Source organism: Chloracidobacterium thermophilum B, from assembly GCF_000226295.1.
Lineage (GTDB): Bacteria > Acidobacteriota > Blastocatellia > Chloracidobacteriales > Chloracidobacteriaceae > Chloracidobacterium > Chloracidobacterium thermophilum.
Genome location: NC_016024.1, coordinates 359,992 through 374,265, shown reverse-complemented (window position 1 = coordinate 374,265; position 14,274 = coordinate 359,992). Strand labels below are relative to the sequence as shown.

At 62.6% G+C, this 14,274-nt stretch carries 7 protein-coding genes and 1 pseudogene; 6 read left to right on the top strand and 2 right to left on the bottom strand.

What is annotated here, in order from left to right:
• The first annotated feature begins 55 nt into the window (after positions 1 to 55).
• From CABTHER_RS01535 to CABTHER_RS01515, 5 genes and pseudogenes are all read left to right on the top strand, one after another.
• The gene (locus tag CABTHER_RS01535; protein WP_228374059.1) at positions 56 to 1,219 is read left to right on the top strand and encodes an ABC transporter substrate-binding protein; all 1,164 of its coding nucleotides are present in this window, start codon (positions 56 to 58) and stop codon (positions 1,217 to 1,219) included.
• The gene (locus CABTHER_RS01530; RefSeq protein ID WP_014098813.1) at positions 1,200 to 2,783 is read left to right on the top strand and encodes a glycoside hydrolase family 1 protein; all 1,584 of its coding nucleotides are present in this window, start codon (positions 1,200 to 1,202) and stop codon (positions 2,781 to 2,783) included. Before CABTHER_RS01535 ends, CABTHER_RS01530 begins: the two co-directional genes overlap by 20 nt.
• Positions 2,784 to 2,998: 215 nt before the next feature.
• Positions 2,999 to 7,984 (top strand): protein kinase domain-containing protein, encoded by a 4,986-nt coding sequence (locus CABTHER_RS15255; protein WP_014098812.1) that lies wholly within the window; start codon positions 2,999 to 3,001, stop codon positions 7,982 to 7,984.
• 107 nt (positions 7,985 to 8,091) lie between these two features.
• Positions 8,092 to 8,223, top strand: a pseudogene (locus CABTHER_RS17870) (MerR family transcriptional regulator); the annotation flags it as partial.
• 220 nt (positions 8,224 to 8,443) lie between these two features.
• Positions 8,444 to 10,735 carry an STT3 domain-containing protein gene (locus CABTHER_RS01515; protein WP_014098810.1) on the top strand — a complete coding sequence of 764 codons (2,292 nt, stop codon included), beginning with the start codon at positions 8,444 to 8,446 and terminating at the stop codon, positions 10,733 to 10,735.
• Here the strand turns inward: CABTHER_RS01515 and CABTHER_RS15250 are convergent.
• Both CABTHER_RS15250 and CABTHER_RS01505 read right to left on the bottom strand, forming a co-directional pair.
• Positions 10,705 to 12,705, bottom strand: coding sequence for a protein kinase domain-containing protein (locus tag CABTHER_RS15250; protein WP_014098809.1), 2,001 nt, complete (start codon positions 12,703 to 12,705; stop codon positions 10,705 to 10,707). The two genes, CABTHER_RS01515 and CABTHER_RS15250, sit on opposite strands and share 31 nt — an antisense overlap.
• 19 nt (positions 12,706 to 12,724) lie before the next feature.
• Positions 12,725 to 13,708 carry an L-lactate dehydrogenase gene (locus CABTHER_RS01505; RefSeq protein WP_014098808.1) on the bottom strand — a complete coding sequence of 328 codons (984 nt, stop codon included), beginning with the start codon at positions 13,706 to 13,708 and terminating at the stop codon, positions 12,725 to 12,727.
• Positions 13,709 to 13,868: 160 nt separating this feature from the next.
• Here CABTHER_RS01505 and CABTHER_RS01500 point away from each other — a divergent pair, with 160 nt between their 5' ends.
• Positions 13,869 to 14,228: a hypothetical protein gene (locus CABTHER_RS01500; RefSeq protein ID WP_148263890.1), complete on the top strand. Its 360-nt coding sequence runs from the start codon at positions 13,869 to 13,871 to the stop codon at positions 14,226 to 14,228.
• The last annotated feature ends 46 nt before the right edge of the window (positions 14,229 to 14,274 follow it).

Here is a 14,274-nt window from a genome sequence, read left to right as displayed (position 1 = left end):
ACCGTCGTTTGGCCTGTGGCGCCTGATATGGTGCTGGCTGGTGTTGGTGGTCCTGGTGAGCGTTGCTGGCTGTGAACGCAAAGGCCGGGCCGCCGTTGGCGACGGACTTCCTCCGGTGCTGAAAATTGGCGTCTATATGCCGATGACCGGCGACACGGCGACCTTCGGCACGTCGTCTATGGGAGGCATCCGCCTCGCCACCGAACAACGCAATGCAGCCGGCGGGATTCGCGGCTCGCGCATCGAACTCATCCTCGAAGACGACCGCGGCCAGCCGGAAGAAGCCAAAACCGTCGTCACGCGCCTTGTGACGCGCGAAAAGGTCATCGCCGTTCTGGGCGAGGTTGGCTCGGCGCGCAGCATCGTGGCGGCATCTGTGTGCCAGCAGAAGCGAGTTCCCATGCTGACGCCTTCCTCGACCAACGAGAAGGTCACACGCAAGGGCGATTTCATCTTTCGGGTCTGCTTCATTGACCCCTTCCAGGGTGAAGCCGCCGCGAAGTTCGCCGTCCAGGACCTCAAGCTGCGGCGCGCGGCCATCATCACGGATGTCAAGAACGATTACAGCGTAGGTCTCACCAAATCGTTTCGGGAAAGTTTCACGCGGCTCGGCGGCACGGTTGTCATCGAAAAGAACTACCAGGCCGGCGATGCCAGCTTCAACGCGCAACTGACGGGCATCCGGGAAGCCGGCGTGGACTTCATTTATGCACCGGGCTACTACGGCGACGTGGGACAGATCATCAAACAGGCGCGGGAACTCGGCATCCGGGTGCCCTTCATCGGCGGCGACGGCTGGGATTCCCCCGACCTGTGGCGCGGCGGGAAGGAAGCCCTCGACGGCTGTTTCATCACGAACCACTACTCTGTGGACAACCCGGACCCACGGGTGCAGGCGTTCATTGCCGCCTACCGCCAGCGGTACGGCGACACCCCCGATGCCCTGGCCGCGCTGGCTTACGACGGCGCGCAGGTGCTCTACGCCGCCATTGAACGGGCCAACAGCACCGACGGCGAAAAAATCCGCGACGCCCTGGCGGCCACCCGTGATTTTCCTGGCGTCACCGGCACAATTTCGCTCGACGCCAATCGGAATGCTGTCAAACCGGCGGTCATTCTCGAACTCCGGGATGGAAGCTATCATTATCGAACCACCATCCACCCTTCATCCGACCAGGAAACCGAAGTGCCAAATGTCCATGGACAAGCTCCCCGTTGAAACACCGGTCACAAAAGAGACTGACGTCCCATCCCGCCGCCGGGCTTCCCGGCGGCGCTTTCTGGCCTCAACCCTGACGACCACGGCCGCCCTGGCAGCCGGCAGTGTGACGTCCGCTGCAACACCGCAGACCCCCTCGCGCAAGCCACGCACCAGCCAGAAGCCAGCCGGAACAACCTTCCCCGCTGGCTTTCAGTGGGGTGCGGCCACGGCGGCCTACCAGATCGAAGGCGCCATGGATGCCGACGGCAAGGGGCAGTCCATCTGGGACATGTTCGTGCGCAAACCGAATGCCATCTGGCGCGGCCATACAGGCGATGTCGCCTGTGACCACTACCGGCGGTACAAGGAAGACGTGTCCCTGATGAAAAAGCTGGGCCTCAGGGCGTACCGCTTCAGCCTCGCCTGGGCGCGCATCCTCCCGGAAGGCACCGGGACGGTCAACGTCAGGGGACTGGATTTCTACGACCGCCTGGTGGACGAACTGCTGGCGGCCGGGATAACGCCCTTCTGCACGCTGTATCACTGGGACCTGCCGCTGGCACTGCACCAGCGCGGGGGCTGGACCAACCGCGACAGCGCCAACTGGTTTGCCGAATACACGACCGTCGCCGCCCGGCGGCTGGGCGACCGCATCACCTACTGGATGACCCTCAACGAGCCGCAGGTGTTCATCACGCTGGGCTACCAGGTGGGGCGGCATGCTCCGGGGTTGGTGCTGCCCCTCAAGGACGTGCTTCAGGCAGGCCATCACGCGCTGCTGGCGCATGGGAAAGGTGTTCAGGCGTTGCGCGCCCACGTCAAACAGGCCCGGATTGGCTTTGCGCCGGCAACGCCCATTGCCTACCCTGCCACCGAGCAACCCGAAGACATCGCCGCTGCGCGCGCGTTCAACTTCGGGATTCAGGGCTACGGTTTTCTGTTCAACGCCTCGGTCGGGCTTCCGCTCAAAAACCCGTTCAACAACGCCTGGTGGATGGACCCGGTCTTTCTCGGTGAGTATCCGGCCGAAGGGCTGGCGCTGTACAAGGCCGACGCGCCGCAGGTGGCGGACGGGGATATGGCCATCATTTCGACGCCGGTGGACTTCTGTGGCGTCAACATCTACTTCGGGTTTAAGATTCAGTCCGACGGACGTGGTGGCCCGCGGGTCGTCATTCCGACGCCGGCCACCCCACTGACGGCCTTTGACTGGCCCGTGACGCCGGAAGCCCTCCGGTGGGGCCCGAAATTTTTCCACGAACGTTACAAAAGACCGATATACATCACGGAAAACGGACTGGCGCTGCGCGACTGGGTGGCGCTTGATGGAAAAGTTCACGACCCGCAGCGCATTGATTTCACAACGCGCTACCTGCGCGAACTACGCCGTGCCGTCGGGGAAGGAGTGCCGGTGCAGGGGTACTTTCACTGGTCCATCCTGGACAACTTTGAATGGGCCGAGGGCTACAAGCAGCGTTTCGGGCTGGTGTATGTGGACTATGACACACAGGTTCGCACCCCGAAGGATTCCTTTGCGTGGTATGCTCAGGTCATTGCAACAAACGGCGCGGCACTCGGATAGGGGTAGCACCGGCGATGTTTCTACAACGACCACGTGTGTTTCTTGCCAGCCGGAATGTCTCCCGATACTCTGACGTTTTCTGCGCTTTTATCAGCCTGGTGGCATCCGGCGGACAGCCGGGTGGCGCTGTATGTTGTCCGGCGACCCCTCCGGTTGACCCTGAGCACGGTGCATGAACGATGGGTTCCGGTTTCTCATGCCCATAATTTTCTGCCATGAAGTCCTGTCCGAAGTGTGGTGCGACTTATCCTGATGAATACAACATCTGTCCGCAGGACGGAGCGCCACTGGCTTCGGACAAACCCTCCACCGTGGCGCGTGTGGTGGATGGGAAGTACCAGATTGTGCGCATGGTCGGACGTGGCGGGATGGGTGCTGTCTATGAAGCCATCCACACCACGATGCAGCGGCGGGTCGCCCTCAAGATTCTCAATGCGGACCTGGTCTCCAATCCGGCAGCGCTGGAACGTTTCCGCCGGGAAGCTCTGCTGTCGGGCCGCCTCAAGCATCCCAATGCCATCACCATTTACGACTACGGGATGAGCGCCATTGGCGAAGCCTACATCGTCATGGAGTTCATCGAAGGGCATAGCCTGGCCCACGAGCTTCAGCAGGCCAAGACGCTTTCCCCCCTGCGGGTGGTGTCGGTGCTGGCGCCGGTGTGTGACGCCGTACATGCCGCGCATGCTGAAGGCATCATCCACCGCGACCTCAAACCAGCCAACATCATGCTGGAAAAACTGCGCACGGGTGAAACCGTCAAGGTGCTCGACTTCGGGATTGCCAAGTTGGCGATGAACAACCCCAACCTGATGAACCTCACCGGCACGGGGATCATCGGGACACCGCAGTACATGTCGCCCGAACAATGCCAGGCCCATCGGATTGATGGACGGTCGGATGTCTATAGCATTGGCATCATTGCCTACGAGATGCTCACCGGCAAGCTTCCCTTCGACGAGCCGACCCCACTGGCCACGGTCATTGCCCAGGTCAAACAAAAACCCAAACCACTGCGCGAGTTGCGGCCTGAAATCCCCCCGGCGCTCGAAGCGATTGTGATGCGGGCGCTGGAAAAATCACCGGCCAACCGCTACCAGACGGCCGAGGAATTCGCCGAGGCCTTTCGCAGCGTGCAACGTCAGCTTGCACCGGGCAGTGTCTCTATGGTGACTCCCCAGGGCATTCCAGCGCTGCCACTGGAGTCCTCCACGGCAGCTCCAGGCCCCTTCACCCGGGTGGTGCCGGCCGAGGCCCCGGCCCTGCCGAAATCCAGCACACTTCCGCCCAGTTCAGTTCATCTCCCAACCGGCATGAGCGGCGGGGAGTTTGTCGGTCGCACGCCGGAACTTGGTGTCCTCATTGCGGCCTGGCAGTCGGTGACGACCCGCCGGGGACGGCCGGTGGTCATTTTTGGTGAAGCCGGCATTGGTAAAACCCGCCTTATCGAACAGTTCATGATTCGGCTGGAGGACGTGGGCGAAGGTCAGCCGATCCTGCTGCGCATGCGCTGCGACCCCACCCGCGCCGCCGCCGGACAGCTTCCCCTGTCCGACATCCGCATGGCCGCGATGGCCTACTTCAACCCGGAACTGCGCGCCGTACGGTCATTGTCACCGGCTGATGAGCAGTTTTTGGACGGGACGTTCTTTGCCAACCTGTGCGACGAATCTTACGCTTCCAAGCTGGCGGCACGTCTGGCGGCCGACCGGAACAGTTTTTTTGCCGACCTGACCTATCTGTGCCGTCTGCTGGCCCGCGAACGGGGAGCAGTGTTCTTTCTCGATGATGCACACCACGCCGACCCGCTTCTGTTGGACTTCATCGAACATTTGCTGCGCCAGACGCGGCAGGACCGGCTGTTGGCCATCATTGCCTGTCGTCCGTTCACGAGCCTGCCCGACGGCACACCCGCCTTACGGAACTGGTTGCAATCGCTGGACGATGTGGGCGGCTATGACCAGATCAAGCTGCCGCCGCTCTCCAGCAGTGAAATCCGCCTGATGGTCGAGGGACTGCTCGGCGCTCAGGTGCGCCTGCCGGTCAGTGTCGCGCTGATGCTGGCCGAGGAAACGAAGGGCAACCCGTACTACGTCTGTGAAGTCGTCAACGCCATGATTGCCAGCGGACAGATTTCGCATGGCGAGGAAACGGGCTGGGTCTGCCAGGATGTGGATGAGTTCGATTTGCCGGAATCCATTGTCGCGCTGGTCAAACCGCTGCTCGTGCGGCTCGATGACGACCTGGCTGACGTGCTGGCCCACGCGGCGGTGATTGGTGAGGAATTCACCTTTGACCTCCTGCAGTTTCTGACGGAGTCCACGGAAGAAGACCTGCTGCGGCATATCGAAAACGCCCTCAAGCTGGGGCTGATTCGGGAAATGGCCGGCTGGCGGGAAGACCGGTACAGCTTTGTCAACACCATGGTGCACCGCGTGCTCTACCGGCGCATCACCCGGCGGCGGCGGAAGCGCCTGCATGCCCGGATTGCCGAGCGCCTGGAGCAGCAGGCCGCCTCACCACGGGCTTCGGCGGCGGCGCTCGGACGCCAGGATTTCACGGCCAGCGATCTGGCCTACCACTACTTCCGGGCCGAAGAATGGCGCAAAGCCATTGAATACGCCCTTGAGGCCGGTTATGCCCGCTGGAATCTCTACGCTTTCGCCGACGCGGGGAAGTTTTTCGGGTGGGTTGCCCAAGCGCTCCAGCATCTTCAGAGTGAAGGTGCGAAGCCACCGCTCAGCCCTGATGAAGAGGCGCGCTATCGTCTGACGTACGGCAACCTGCTCATCGAGTGCGCCCAGCCCGACGATGCACGGCAGGCGCTGGAACGTGCGCTTGAACTGTGTCAGGCCCATGAGCTGACCTGGCTGGGGCGCACGCAGGTCAGCCTGGCACGCCTGTCCAATCTGACGGGCGATGCCGAAGGTGCCCTGCAACTCACCGCTGCTGCGTTGCCTATGCTTCGCGCCCGTGACGATGCTGCCGGTTTGTGCCTGGCCCTGCTTGTCACGGCCACGGCCCATGTCGAACGCGGCCGCCTGACGGCGGCACTCCAGGCTGTTGACGAAGCGCTTTATGTTGCCGAACGGGCCGGGGATCGCAGCGGCCAGGCGGCGGCCCGTCTGGTCAATGCGGCTGTCAATGTCCAGCGGGGCAAGTATGCCGAAGCCCTGTCCGACGCCCGGCAGGCACTGACCATGGTGCGCCATCTCGGCAACATCTTTGAGGAACGCCGGGCGCTGGCACTGCTGGGGTCTATCCACCTGCAACTGGCCCATCTGGACGAAGCGCAGGAATGCTATGCCGGCTCCCTGCGCATTGCCTACGCCCTCGGCCACCGCTATGGTGAGTCGGTGGCGCTCAACGGACTGGGCGAAGTCTTCATGCGGCGCGGCAACGACACGGAAGCGATGGAATACGTCCAGCAGGCGGTGGATATTGCCCGTGACATCGGCAACGGTGCGGCTGAAGCGCGCTACCTGCTCAATGTCGGACGGATTCGGCGGCGGCGCAGCGATGCCAAGTCTGCCCTGAGTACGCTGCAAGCGGCCCTGCTTCTGGCTGAAACCGCAGAAGTCACCCCCATTGAAGCCGAAATTCTGGTCGAGATGGGCGACACCCAACGGGCAGAGGGAGACTTTGCGGCGGCAGAGAGTTGCTATGCCCGCGCGCGCGAACTGGCGCGGGAAGTCGAGTCACCTCATGTCCGGTGGATTGCGGCCTACGGTCTCGCGGAATGCTTCATGCAGCGCCAGGACTTTGCCAACGCCCAGTCCGCCATCGAAGAAGCGCTCTCGGTGATTACCACGCTTCAGTCCTATCTTCCCGACGACACCGTAGCGTCCGCCTTCCTGGAGGACAAACGACCGGTGTTCGACCTCAAGGTGCGGCTTGACCGCGCCCTTGCCACGCGCCCACTGGAACCCAAAGCCACCGTGGCCCTGAAAGCGGACCAGGCACCCGCCGGCAAAGCCACCTCACTGCTGGATGAAACCGGGTCCATTGCGGCAGTGCCAGTCAGCGCCAAGGCCGAAAGCGCCAAGGCCGGGGAAGTGAAAACCGCCCCCCCGATACCGGAGCCGGAACCTACCAAATGGCTGGCTTCCACCCCACCACCCCCGCCCGTACCGCCACCGGCCGCCAGGCCGCCGGCCGTCGCAGAGCCGGGTGGGGCTGAAATGCCCAGCGATCTGGATGCCCTGCACAGCCTGACGATGGCACGCAGTACGGGACGTGGGAGCGAAGCGAGCGAGTTTTCACTCGAAGAACTGCTCAACGACGTGGCCGCCTTTGCTGAAAATCTTGGCATGGGCGAGCTTTTCAACAGTGGTCGCCTGGCGGGGGCCGTTGCTGAAGATCAAAGTCAAGCGTCGGCTGCACCACACCGTGAAGCCCATCCCGGCCAGCCTCACGCGCTACAGAGCGTGTTGCAGAGTGTGGTGTCTCTGGAATCCACGTGGCGCGAGATGCTCCAGACGGCACGGGCCACCGGCGACCGCGACATTGAGCGCAAGGGCCTGATGCTGATGGCTTCGGCGTTCCACAGCCAGGGACAGGTCGCCCGCGCCCGTGACTGCTACCAGCGGGCCGTTCAGATCATGCGCGAAATCAACGACCGCGCCAGTGAGGGGGCGATGCTCAACAACATTGGCGATACCTTCCGGCAGGAAGGACGCTACGCCGATGCCCTGGCCTACTACCGCCTGGCGATTCGGAGTGCGCGTGAAAACAAAAACCAGCGGGTGCTGGAAATGGCGCTTGTCAATGCCGCGCAGATGTACACCCGTACCGGCAACCTCCGGGAAGCCATGCAACTGCTCGAAGAAGCCCAAGTACTGAACCGCACCACGGATGACGCTCAGGTACGCGCCGAGATGCTTCAGACCCTTGGCGAAGTCCATCTCATCCGCAAGGAACTGACCCTGGCGCTCGACCGCAGTGTGTCGGCCGCCGCAACGGCGCGGGAACTGGGAGACCGGGATGTCGAATGGCGTGCCCAGTGGGTCATCGCGCGCTGCCGCTGGGCGCGGGGTGATCGGACAGAGGCGCTGGCCGCCGCCAACCTCACCCTGCGGGCTTTGGAAAGCCTGCTCGAAGAAGCCAACCCACACGATCAGAAACGACTCTCCCGCGAGCGCAGCGACATTGCTGCGGTCGTAGAAGAGTGGCGGCGTATCACCGATGATTTCAGAGCTTGAAGCCGGAACAGTGGCCCCGGTTTTCAGGCGGCAAGGGTGGCGTCGTTTCATCCTTTAGGGCGGAGACGGACTCTAGCTTGCCGTATAGTACGCGATAGTGTATAATCATGCTCATGGAAAGCACGATCAGCACAGGCAAGGCGGCAAAACTTCCCGGTGTCCCGGTCAGGACGTTGCAGCGTTGGGAACGCGAAGGAAGGCTGATTCCGGTGGCCCGAACGGACAGCAACCGCTGCCTCGCGGCGCTGAACCTGAAGCTGAACCTGAAACGGCTGGCAACCGAAACGGCCCTACCCGTGGCGAGTCCGTCCAGCAATGGCGGCGCTGCGGCGGGGACCGTCCCCGCCGTAGTCGGGAAAGTCACGCCTGTCAGATACGACGGTGGTCAACAGGACACGTCGGGGCAGGAAGAGAACCGTGCGCACTTTTGCGCACATTCTTGATAGCAGGCAGCTTGACATGACAACAACGCCAGCTTCGCTGCCGACCGGTATGCACCGCCTGCTGTACCGGTCGGCTGTGATGATGGCGCTCCTCTATTTCCTGAGCTTTGCTGTTCGGCTGTCGAATTTTGACGGCGTTTTTACAGATTTCGGTATCTTTCCGATTTCGACGGACTCGTTTTACCACCTGCGCCGCATTCATTTCGCGGTCGCGCACGGCCTGCAGGTGCCCGACGTGGATCACTACGTCAACTTTCCCGATGGCGCGCGCGTCAACTGGCCCTTTGGGTTCGACTGGCTCTATGCCTTTGTGGCGCAGGCGACCTACACCCTTTTCCAGGGGAGCGGCCGGCCGGATGAGGGTTGGACAACGGCCGTCGCCTGTTGGCTGACGCCGCTCCTCGGAGCGTTCACGCCCTGCCTGGGCTATGTCATCGCCACCCGCCTGGGCGGTGTCTGGGCCGGAGTGACTGCCGGACTTATCCTCGCCTGGCTGCCATCGCTCTGGGTGGTGTGCGCCATTGGTTATGTGGATCACCACGTCTTTGAACCCCTCTGCACGGGACTCTACCTGTGGGCTATGGTGCGGGAGCATCCGGCGAACCGGCACGGAGTCGTGGCTGGCAGCGCCCTCGCCATCGGGCTGCTCTGTGCCACCATCCTGCCCCTGCTCGTCGGGCTGCACGCCCTGGTCACGCTGGGGGGATGGCTTCTGTACCGCTCCAAGCCGGCGGCCCGGCAGGCGCATCTTCGCGTCAGCCTTTGGGCGTGGCTGACCCTTCTCGTCGGTCTGGCCCCCTTTGCCGCGACCCGGATAGCTGAACTCCACGGTGTCAACCCGGCGCTCACGACGGCCTGGCTGACCGGTTGGCTGGCGGCTGGGGCAACACTGGCGGCCTTGGGCTGGACGACGGGAGGGAAGGGCAGGAGCCAAAGCCGGCACTGGCAGAGCGGGTGGTTTCTGGCCTGGGTCGGGTTAGGCATCGGTGTCCTGCCCCGCGCGGAACTGGGTGAGGTCTGGTATTTCGTGCAGTACGGGGTGCAGCACATCGGTGCCGCCGATCCGTGGCTGGCGACGATCTTCGAGAGTCAGCCATTGTTCCGGTTATCCTTTACCGACATCACAAACAACTACACCGGCTTTCTCTGGCTGCTGCCGCTGGCGTGGGTAGCCGTAGCATGGGAGGCGTGGCAGAAGTCCCGGCCGGACGCCGTTCCACACTGGATGCTCTGGTTCATCTCCCTGCTCACGACGGGATTGGCGCTGCTTCAGCTCAAGTTCAGCGGCCTGTTTGCTGTCCCCTTTGCAGTGGTCATCGCCTTGGCACTGGTTCGGCTGCCGGACTGGCTGGCCCGCTGGTCACAACATCAAACGCTCCTCTGGGTCATCCTGCCGGCCGTGCTGTTTGCCGGAATGCTGGCCCCGACGCTTAGTTTCACCATTCGCGCACCAACCTATGTCGTCTCACCGACCGGAGCCTTCGTGGATGCCGAACCCACTCTGCGCTGGCTGGCAACGCATACGCCGGCGACGAGTCCACAGGGCGACCAGGCCCACGATTACGCCGTTTTGTGCGACTGGACGCCCGGCCACTGGGTCATCGGGATTGCCGGCCGGCCAACCGTGGCGTCCCCACTCGGCCACACCCAACCGCTGCGCCTCGGCATCCGCGACGGCGCGGCTATGCTGGCGTTCCCGCCAGAAGCATCATTTCAGCTTATGGAAGCGCGCCGGGTGCGCTACGTTCTCATCACACCACTCCTGCCCAAAGCGACCGTGTACAATGCCCTCTGGGACCCGGTTACGGGAACGTCACCGCCCTGGGAAGACTGGAACGAACAGATGAAAGCTTCGCTCTATGCCCGGCTGGTGGCCGATGAAGGTATTCCCCGGGGTGACGCAGCGCTGACCCAACTCCGTCTGGTGTATGAAAGCGACTTTGAAACGGACTATCCTCTGTTCAAGCAGCCGCATGCGGCCGCCAAGGTCTTCGAGCGTGTGCCGGGCGCGCTCATCACCGGACAGACCACCCCCGGCGCGCGGGTGCAGATCAGCACACGCATTCGGACGTACTTCCAACGCGAGTTCGACTACCTGGATGAAGTCGTGGCCGATGCTGAAGGGCGCTTTGTCCGGCGGGTTCCGTACGCCCAGGAGCGGTCGCCGCTCACCACGCTGTCTGCCCTGGCCCCCTACCGCATCGTGACCCCGGAAGGTGTCTTTGCCGCCGTGGCCACTGAAGCCGACATCACCCAGGGGCGGACGCTGCGGCTGACTCAGGTGAGCGAAGCAAGAGCCGGAGATTGAGCTGCCTGCCGCAGCATCCTGGCCAGGGCGGCTGCCGTGGGACGCGCCTCCGGTTTTTTGGCAAGGGCGGCGTCAATCGCGCGCACCAGCGCCGCTGGCGCGTCGGGCCGCCAGTCCCGAATGGGCGCAGGGGTGGCATGCAAAATGGCATCCATCACGTCGTAGTAGGACTTCCCATCAAACGGCAGCCGCCCGGTCGTCATTTCGTATAGTACGATGCCCAACGAAAACACATCTCCAGCCAGCGACACTTGGGCGTCATTGGCCGCCTGTTCGGGTGACATGTAGGTGACGGTTCCAACCAGAACCCCTGTTTCGGTGATGTCCGACACGGCGCGCAGGTGGTCGTCCGAACTGGAGAAGTGTGTTCGTCCCACCGTGGCATCGAGCTTGGCCAAGCCAAAGTCAATGATGCGCACGTTGCCCTGGGCATCGAGTTGCAGGTTGGAAGGTTTGATGTCGCGGTGAATGACGCCAATGGCATGGGCGGCAGCCAGCCCTTCGGCGGCCTGGGCGCCAATCCGACACACTTCAGCGCAGGGAAACGGCCCCTGTTCCCGGAGGCACTGGGCGATGGTTTTGCCCCGCACATATTCCATCACGAGATAGGGCAGCCCGTTGGCTTCCCCGATTTCGTACAGGGTGGCGATGTGGGGATGGTTGAGGCTCGATACCATCCGCGCTTCCCGCAGAAAACGCTGGCGGGTTTCCGACTGATCGGCATAGCAGGCTTTGAGCACCTTGATGGCGACCTTGCGCCCCAGTTCGGCATCGCGGGCCAGAAACACCTCTCCCATACCGCCGCCGCCAAGCCGCTCGATGATCTCGAAACGTCCCAGGTGGGAAGGCACAGGCGATGGCCCCTCCACGCCAAGACGACGCGGTGTGTCCTGTGCTGTGGCGCGCCGCGCGGCCGCCGGCATTTCAAGGGTCGGCGGGACGGCCACATACTCACCGCTGCCACCACGCCCGGGATGCAACACCACGGGCAGAAAACGCCGGGAGAACCAGCGGGGACGGCCATCTGACTCAGTGAGGATGTAGCCGGCGCGCTTGAAATCCTCAAACACGTAGGTGTGCTCGCGCAGCACCGGCTGACCGTTGGCCACTGCTTGGCAGACGGCACGCTCATCGGCGGAAAAATGCTCCCAGAGGTAGCGAAAGTGTCCCCGCACTTCATCGTCGAAGGCTTCCTCGATGGCCGGGATGTCGAGGCGGCCCGTATCCTGGAGCTGCTCGAAATAAATCGAGCAGGCGATTTGCAGGTAAAACGGGAAGTTGCCACTCAGACGCCGGATGTCCTCCGCATAAGGGGCCAGTGGAAGGCCGCTCTGTTCGGATGGACGGGTGATGAGTTCATAAGCATCCGCGTCGGGAAAAGCCCGCAGATAAATGTTCGTGAAGATGTTGAAAAAGGGCGAGTCAGCAATCTGGTCGGCGTGACACAGTTCCTGGAGTTCACGCCCGGAAGAAGTCACGTAAGCGACTTCGTAGTTGTTGGCCAGGGAACGCAGAAAGGCAAAGAAGTCGGCCGAAAATGACCGGTTGGAGGTCAGCACGTCAAACTCATCGAAAATGGCGATGAGCTTGCGCCGCTCGGCCCGCAACTGGTTGAGGGCGGCATAGATACCGTCGAAGCCCGGCTTTTCGGTCACGGGAAGGGCAGCCCTGCGCTGAATTTCCACCAGCCAGGTCTGAAGGAAATCATCGAGTGCCACCCGCCGGCGCTGCTGAAGGTCCATGAAGACGAACACATATTCGTCGGGACGGGCAAGGTACTGACGCTGCACTTCCGGGACACATAAGTAGTTCAACAGCGACGACTTGCCGATGCGCCGTTCGCCTACGACGGCGATCGACTGCGGACGGTCAGCGCCAAGGCGGGAAAAAATGCGGGCCACTTCCCGCCGCCGTCCGTAAAACTGGGCGGGGTCACGAATCGCAACCCGGTTGAGGTAGGGATTCGGCATCGTTGGTTGACCAGGCTTGTCAGCCAGCTTCTTGTGTTTTCAGTTCCTGTCCCACCTGACCGGGCAGGGCTTCGGCAATGCGTTCACGCAGGACGTTGGCCGAATGGTGCATCGCCGCCAGTTCGGTGTCATCCAGTTCCGGCAGGATGCTCGTCTCGAGTCCGTTTTCGCTGACGATCCCCGGCAGGCTCAGACAAACGCCAGAGATACCGTACTCGCCCTGGAGTCTGACACTTACTGGCAACACACTGTGCTGTCCATCGAGAATTGTCTGTACCAGGCGCGCAATGACCAATCCGATGGCGAGGTTGGTGTAACCTTTCCGCTCGATGATGTCGTAGGCGCTGCGGCGCGTCCGCTCAAAGATGGCATCCAGCGCCGGACGGTCGTAGGGCCGGCCGTTAATGGTGTTGCCCACGAGGCGCAGTCCGCCGATGCGGGCATCGCTCCAGACCGGAAATTCCGTGTCGCCGTGCTCGCCCAGGATGTAAGCATGCACCGAGCGCGGGTCCACGCCGTAGTGTTCGCCGAGCAGGCTTCGGAAACGTGCCGTGTCCAGCATCGTTCCAGTTCCGAGGATGCGCTGCGGCGGGCGCGTGGAAAGCTCCTGGGCAACATACGTGAGCACGTCCACCGGATTGGTGGCGATGACCAGCAGGGCCGTCGGCGCGTGGCGGTCAAGTTCGGTCAGGATGGCGCGAAAGACGGCAACATTGCGTTCCATCAGGTCGAGCCGGGTTTCGCCGGGACGCTGGCCGACACCGGCGGCTATGACGATGACCTGCGCTTCGGCCAGGTCGGCATAGTCGCCAACCCGCACCCGTGTGGGGCCGGCAAAGGTTTGTCCGTGCATCAGGTCGAGCGCTTCGCCTTCCGCGCGGCGCTGGTCTTTGTCGAGCAGAATGAGGTCGCTCGCCGTCTGCTGCATAAACAGGGCATAAGCGGCGGCAACGCCGACATTGCCAGTGCCAATCACGCCTACCGTTCGTTTCTGAATCGCCATGGTCTGCCGCTCCCTGGTGCGTTGGCTTCACTTCCCTGTAGCCAGAATACAACGCCCGGAGTAAACTTGAGGTCACACGTTCCCACAACACCTTCCGGCCCCACCACACCTTTTGGGCAGCCAAGCCTTCCCGGCGCTGACCAAAACCTGGTACACCTCCATGCGCATCACTTCCCGCTGGCTGTTGCTTGCCCAGTGGCTGGGGCTGTTTTCCATGTTGACCGTTCCAGCCCAACAGGCCATCGTCAACCTGCCTTCGGCCGACATTACCCCCGAGGGAAAACACTTCATCATGCACGAAACCCAGTGGCGCCCGTGGAACCCGGGGCGCTACTGGTATGCAACCAACTTCTATTGCTACGGCATTGGCAAAAACACCGAACTGGCGGTGACGACCTACAACAGCGGGACGCCACAGGCGCTGAATGAAAACATCGGTGTCGGGTTCAAAACGGCGCTGCCCATGTTTCAGAAACGGCATCCCGCCTGGGAAATGAAATGGAGGTGGGGCAGATGGTGACGTACAACCTGCGGGGGCGTGGACTGGGCGGATTCACCTACTGCTA